The sequence below is a fragment of the Brachybacterium sp. HMSC06H03 genome (assembly GCF_001807385.1).
Classification (GTDB): domain Bacteria; phylum Actinomycetota; class Actinomycetes; order Actinomycetales; family Dermabacteraceae; genus Brachybacterium; species Brachybacterium conglomeratum.
The window spans coordinates 1-5,844 of record NZ_KV788675.1 but is presented as its reverse complement, the minus strand read 5'-3'; the positions used below and the strand labels follow the sequence as shown (position 1 = coordinate 5,844).

Annotated in this window: 4 protein-coding genes and 2 pseudogenes; 4 read left to right on the top strand and 2 right to left on the bottom strand. The window is 74.2% G+C overall.

What is annotated here, in order from left to right; translation table 11 throughout:
- Nucleotides 1–248, bottom strand: a pseudogene (locus tag HMPREF3159_RS02565) (hypothetical protein); the annotation flags it as partial.
- 149 nt (nt 249–397) lie between these two features.
- On the opposite strand from HMPREF3159_RS02565, the gene HMPREF3159_RS02560 reads away from it, so the two are divergent.
- The 4 genes from HMPREF3159_RS02560 (at nt 398) to HMPREF3159_RS02545 (ending at nt 5,241) form a co-directional block, all read left to right on the top strand.
- Nucleotides 398–1,402, top strand: a complete 1,005-nt coding sequence (locus HMPREF3159_RS02560; protein ID WP_070499535.1) for a hypothetical protein — start codon at nt 398–400, stop codon at nt 1,400–1,402.
- 1 nt (nt 1,403) lies between these two features.
- Nucleotides 1,404–2,192: a ferritin-like domain-containing protein gene (locus HMPREF3159_RS02555; protein ID WP_070499534.1), complete on the top strand. Its 789-nt coding sequence runs from the start codon at nt 1,404–1,406 to the stop codon at nt 2,190–2,192.
- 132 nt (nt 2,193–2,324) lie between these two features.
- The gene (locus HMPREF3159_RS02550; protein ID WP_070499533.1) at nt 2,325–3,482 is read left to right on the top strand and encodes a DUF1611 domain-containing protein; all 1,158 of its coding nucleotides are present in this window, start codon (nt 2,325–2,327) and stop codon (nt 3,480–3,482) included.
- Entirely contained in the window at nt 3,472–5,241 is a 1,770-nt protein-coding gene (locus HMPREF3159_RS02545; RefSeq protein ID WP_246821433.1) for an ABC transporter transmembrane domain-containing protein, read from the top strand. Before HMPREF3159_RS02550 ends, HMPREF3159_RS02545 begins: the two co-directional genes overlap by 11 nt.
- A 199-nt stretch (nt 5,242–5,440) precedes the next feature.
- On the opposite strand, the pseudogene HMPREF3159_RS02540 reads toward HMPREF3159_RS02545, so the two are convergent.
- A pseudogene (locus tag HMPREF3159_RS02540) lies at nt 5,441–5,844 on the bottom strand (hypothetical protein); the annotation flags it as partial.

Genomic DNA, 5,844 nt, shown 5'->3' with positions numbered 1-5,844 from the left:
AGCGCGGCGCGGTCCGCGGGGCGGGCGGTGCGGCGTCGGAACTCCTCGGCGAGGCGGCGCGCCTCCTGGAGGCGTCCGGCCGAGATGAGATCGCTCACCCGGGCGGCCGCCTGCGCCACGTCCCGGGGGCGGGCGAGCGGGAGCTCGGCGGGGTGCAGCGCGATGCGCAGCGCCTCGGGTCCGGGCAGGTCCCGCCCGGCGCGGTCGTCGCCCGGCACCGGCAGCGAGGCGGCACCTGAGGTCTTCACACGACGAAACCTACCAAGCCGGGCATCGCCCGGCCTGACCTCGCGCTCGGGCATCCTCCAGGGCTTCTCTGTACACTGTTCCCGGTCGTGCCGCCGCGGTGCGACGTCCCGCGCCGCCCGCCGACCCGATCCTGAGAAAGAGGTGGAAGATGACCGTCGACCTCACCGCGGACCCGTCGGCTCATGCCGACGACGACAGGGACCGGACCACGAGGGCACGGACCGCAGAGGCTTCCTCCCCCGAGTCCGCCGCATCCCCGCGCCCCGTCGGGACCCCGGATCCGCACGCGTCGATGCCGACCGCCGGCCGCTACGCCGGACATCTCCACTTCGACGAGACGATCACCCCCGTGCTGCGCACCGACTTCGACGTCGAGGCGTACACGAAGCGCGGCACCAGCCGGATCGCCGTCGACACCGAGCTCCTCGCCTCCCAGGAGCCGCTGCGCGACCAGGAGCGCCTCGCCCTCGCCGTGCTGCAGCGCATGGAGTCCTCAGGGCTCGCCGAGGCGCGGACGATGCTCTCGACCGTGACCGCGAACGAAGCCCGGATCACCGCCTTCCTCGCGACCTGGCTGGTGGACCGCCACTGGCAGTCCCGCGCGCTGCGCGATCTGCTCACCGGCGACCACCCCGTCGAGCGCCCCGCCCCGTCCCGTCGGCCGAGCCGCCTCGCCGTGCTGCGCCGCCTCCACGTGGACCGCGTCCAGCCGCTGCTGACCCCGCTGTGGAACGCCGCGGCCGGGGAGCCCGTCGCCGCTGGCCACATGGCCCGCATGGCGATCCAGGAGGCCTCGCTCGTGGCGGGCCTCGACGCGATCGCGCGGCGCCTGGGCGGCGAGGCCGAGCGCGTGGTCCGCACCGTGCGCGCCCGCCAGGAGGCGGCGGTCGACTTCTTCACCCAGGAGGCCATCGGCCGCATCACCCGCTCGCGCAAGGAGGCCGTCGTCGCACGGCTCGTGCTGAGCCTGGGCTCCCCGCTGCACGGCGGCGGAGTCCCCGACCCCGACCTCGACGCAGCGCTGCAGGTGCTGGGCGCGGATCCCCGCGACCGCGCCGGCCTCCACCGCGCGCGACGGGAGATCACCCGGCTGCTGCCCGGCCCGGACCTCCCCGACGCCCACCTGCTCTCCCTGCCCCGTTCCGGAGCGTGACATGGCCTTCGACATCGATCATTTCGCCGAGACCTCGCTGCCCGTCAAGTACGCGGATCTCGACTTCGACCTCTTCGACGAGCAGCCGCTGGACGCGCAGACCCTGCGCTCCCTGCGCTACATGTGCGACGTCGAGTACCACACCTCCTGCTTCCTGCGCGATCTGCTGGTGACCCCCTCGCACCGCGAGGAGGAGGCCGGCGGCTTCATGACCGTGTGGAACCGCGAGGAGTACTGGCACGGCGAGGCCCTCGCCCGGGTGCTCGGCCGGCACGGGATCGTCGTGGACTACGACGAGGTCAAGGCCAAGCGCGTCAAGCTCGGCTGGCGTGCCGCGCTCGGCCCGATGAAGCAGTCCTCGCTGTCGAACCTGGTGGGCAAGGACTTCCTCGCGGTGCACATGACCTGGGGCGCGGCCAACGAGCTCTCCGCCGTGGCCGCCTACCGTCGGCTCTCCGCCATGGTCGACCACCCGGTGATGACCCCGCTGCTCAAGCGGATCGCGCAGCAGGAGACGCGGCACGTCGCCTACTACACGACCTCGGCGCGGAGGTACCTCGAGGCCTCCGAGCGGGCGCCGAAGCTGGTGCGCCTGGTGATGTCGAAGGTGTGGAAGCCGGTGGGCAGCGGGATGATGGACGAGTCCGAGGTGCGCCACGTCATGAACCACCTCTTCGCCCATCAGGGCGACGAGCTGGACAAGCTCGACAAGCGGGTCCAGAAGATGCACGGCCTGGACGGGCTGACGATCTTCCGCAACGCCTTCGCGCGCCTCGGCGTACCCGCCTGACCTGCAGGTTCTTTCCTGAGATCCGTCTCATCATCGCTTCATCGGCGCTTCATCCGACGTCGGTTCACTGCTCCTCGTACGGCAGACCCGCCCCAGGGTCCGCCACGGACCCACCCACCGAGGAGCCCCGAGATGACGATCCTGCACCCCGAGACCACCGCCGCGCCGCTCACCGCCACGAGCTCCGCGAGGGCGCCGCAGGACGTGCGCTCCCGCGTCGAGCGTGCCAAGCACGCGTTCTCCACCCGCACCGTCGGCGCGCACCTGCGCCGCGCCCGCGAGGTCGAGCTGATCACCGGCGAGCACGTCCCGCAGCCCGGCGAGGTGCTCCTCGCCGAGGTGACGAAGGTCGGCCATCACAAGCGCCTGGAGAGCCCCGTCTCCCGCCGCCAGATCCTCTTCGCCGGCGACGAGATCGTCGTCGCCTACGGCAGCCGCTACGCCGCCGACCAGTTCCTCGCGATGATCCCCGGCGACCTCGGTCCCGCCCATCTCGCGGCCGCCGGCGGTCTCGCCTCCCGCGTGCTCGAGCAGCACTCCGGCGTCGGCTCCCCCACCGAGATCCAGCCGATCGGCGTGATCCGCGACGAGCACGGCCCGCTCACCCTCGCCCGCACCGCCTCCCACCGGGTGCTGCGCTCGATCACCGAGCGCGCCGACCGCCCCGCCCATCGCGTGCCGGTCATCGCCGTGCTCGGCACCTCGATGAACTCCGGGAAGTCGACGGTGCTGGCCCATCTCGCGCACGGCCTCGTTGCGGCCGGCCTGCGCGTCGCCGCCGGGAAGGCGACCGGCACCGGCGCGGGCAACGACTACAACCTCTTTCTCGACGCGGGCGCGCACCGCGTCCTGGACTTCACCGATTTCGGCTACTCCTCCACCTTCCAGGTCGACCTCGAGGAGGTGCGGGACCTGTTCCTGTCGATGGCCGACGAGCTCGCCGGCGGAGCCGCCCGTCCCGACGTGGTGCTGCTGGAGATCGCCGACGGCGTCTACCAGGGCGAGACCGCGCGCCTGCTCGCCGATCCCGAGGTCGGAGCGGTCGTGGACCGGGTCGTGTTCGCGGCCGGCGACGCGCTCGGCGCCGTCGGGGGCGTTGCGGCGCTCGCGGAGCTCGGCCGGACCCCGTCGGTCGTCTCCGGCGTGGTGACCAGCTCGCCGCTGGCGACCGCGGAGGCGCGCCGCGCCCTGGACGTGCCCGTGGCCGGCACCTTCGACCTCACCGAGGCGGAGGTGGCGCGCGGTCTGGTCGAGGACCTGCTGAAGGAGCGCCTCGCCGATGCGTCGTGACCGCGGGGCGAGCCGGCCGGAGCGCGGTTCGATACGACGTGAGCGCGAACCTGAGCTGCAGGCGAACGGCCTGCTGAAGAACCCTCCCCCGCTGCCCCCGCTGATGCGGGGGAAGCGCCGACTGTGGCTGACGGGGCTGGTGCTGCTGGGGCTGGGGCAGGCGGCGCTCGGCGCGCTGTCCGCCTGGGCGCTGGTGACCATGCAGGGCGCCCCGGCGGGCATGTCCCCGATCCTGCTGCGGGCCCTGCTGCTGCTGGTGCTGACCGCGCTGGCGATCGGTGCGCTGACCGTGCACCAGCGCGTGCTGGCCGAGAAGCTCGGCCAGGACTACGTCCACCAGCTGCGCCTGACCCTGCTGGGCGATGCGCTCACCCCCGGGCACTCGACCTCGCTCGGCGTGACCGTCGCCCGCACCACCAACGACCTCTCCGGGGTGCGCAACTGGGTCTCCCAGGGCATCGCCCCGCTGACCGTCGGGGTGCCGCTGATCCTGGGCAGCCTGGGCACCCTCGTCGTGCTGCATCCGCTGCTCGCTCTCGCGATGGCGGTGCCGCTGGTGGTGCTCGGGCTGTGCCTGCTGGTGTGGGCGCGGACCGCGCTGATCAAGACCCGCCGCATGCGTCGAACCCGCGGCCGCCTCGCCTCCCGCATCGCCGACACCGTCACCGCCTCCGAGGGGATCCTCGCCGCGGGCGGGTCGAAGCGGGAGCTGCGCAACCTGCGCGAGGCCTCCGGGAACCTGGTGGAGATCGCGGTGGACCGGGCCGAGACCGTCGGCACCCTCCGCGCCGGCGGCGTGGTCGCCTCGACGCTGACCACCCTGCTGGTGGCCGCGGCCGGGATCTACCTGGGCCAGTCCCCGGGCGTGACCATGGCGGCGATGGCCGTGGCCGGGATCGCCTCCTCGCCGGTGCTGGAGATCGGGAGGATCGTCGAGTACCGACAGACCCATCTCGCGGCCCGCATGGTGCTGGGCCCGGCGCTGGCCGGTGCCGAGCAGCGCCGCCGCCGTGCCGAGGAGCGCCGCCGGCTCTCCGCCGAGGTCGAGGCGCCGCGTCCGGTCGAGTCCGGGGACGCGCTGGTGCACCTGCACCTGCCCGGCCTCACCGCCGGTGACGCGCCGCTCGTGGCCGGGCCCCGAGACCGGGTGCGCCTGGTCTCCGAGGACCCGCGCGCCCCGCAGGAGCTGCTGCGCCGGGTGCTGGAGCTCTCCCCCGGCCCCGAACTCGCCGCGCCCGATTCCGTGTGGGTCGACGGGCAGAACCTGCGCACGATCGGCCCGAAGCGGCTGCGGCGCCTGGTGGGCCACGCCGCGGCCGGCACCGTGTTCGAGCGCGGCACCGTGGGGCGGGCGCTGCGCTATCGCCGACCCGACCTCGACGCCGCCCACGACCAGGAGATCCTCGACCTGGTGGGGCTCGACATCGACTCCCTCCCCCGTGGGGGTCGCACGCCCCTGCGCCGCGGCGGGGAGCCGCTGGACCGCTCGGACCGGGCTCGGCTCGCGCTCGCCCGCGCGCTGTACGGCACCCCGCCGCTGCTGCTGATCGACGGCCTCGAGGGCGACCTCGACGACGACGGCCGGCGCATGCTCGACCGGGTGCTCAGCACCTACCCGGGGGTGGTGGTGATGGCCGGCTCCGGGCAGCTCGCGCAGCTGCTGGGCGCCCGGGAGCACCGCCTCCACGCCCTGCAGGCCGGGACGATGCCGCAGCGGGAGACGGTGGGCGGCCGCCCCGACGGCGAGGACGACGACTGATCACTCCCCGGCATCCCGCACGGGCGGGGTGCCGGGGAGTCGGAGAGGACGAGCCCGGACGGCGTCATCGCCGTCCGGGCTCAGTGCGTGAGCGCGGCCGCGTGGGCCGCGGGGGCCGACGTCCCCCGGCCCCGTGCATCGATCCCGGGGCGAGGCCACGCCGGCTCAGCCCCCGGTCGGGGGACGACGCCGTGCAGACTCAGTCGTCGTCGTCATCGTCGTCATCATCATCGTCGTCGTCGTCATCATCGTCGCATTCGAGCTCGCCGTCGTCCCACTCGCAGACGCCCGAGGGACGCTGCGGGGGTGCGGGCGCGGACTTCGCCGGGGCGGGCTTCGAGCCGCCGGAGGACGAGGAGCCGCCCGAGGAGGAGCTGCCGGAGGACGAGCCCTCGGAGGACGAGCCGCCGGTCGAGGGCTTCTGCTCGGCCGGGACGGCGGGCGCAGGGGCCGGTGCCGGAGCGGGCTCGGGCGAGGGCTCGGACTCGATCGCGCCGATGCCGGTGTCGGAGTGGATCCCGCGCACCGGCTGCTCAGTCGCGCTCGGGCGCGGCAGCGCCACTGCGGCGCCGTCCGCCGACGGGTCCGCGCCCGCAGCGGCCG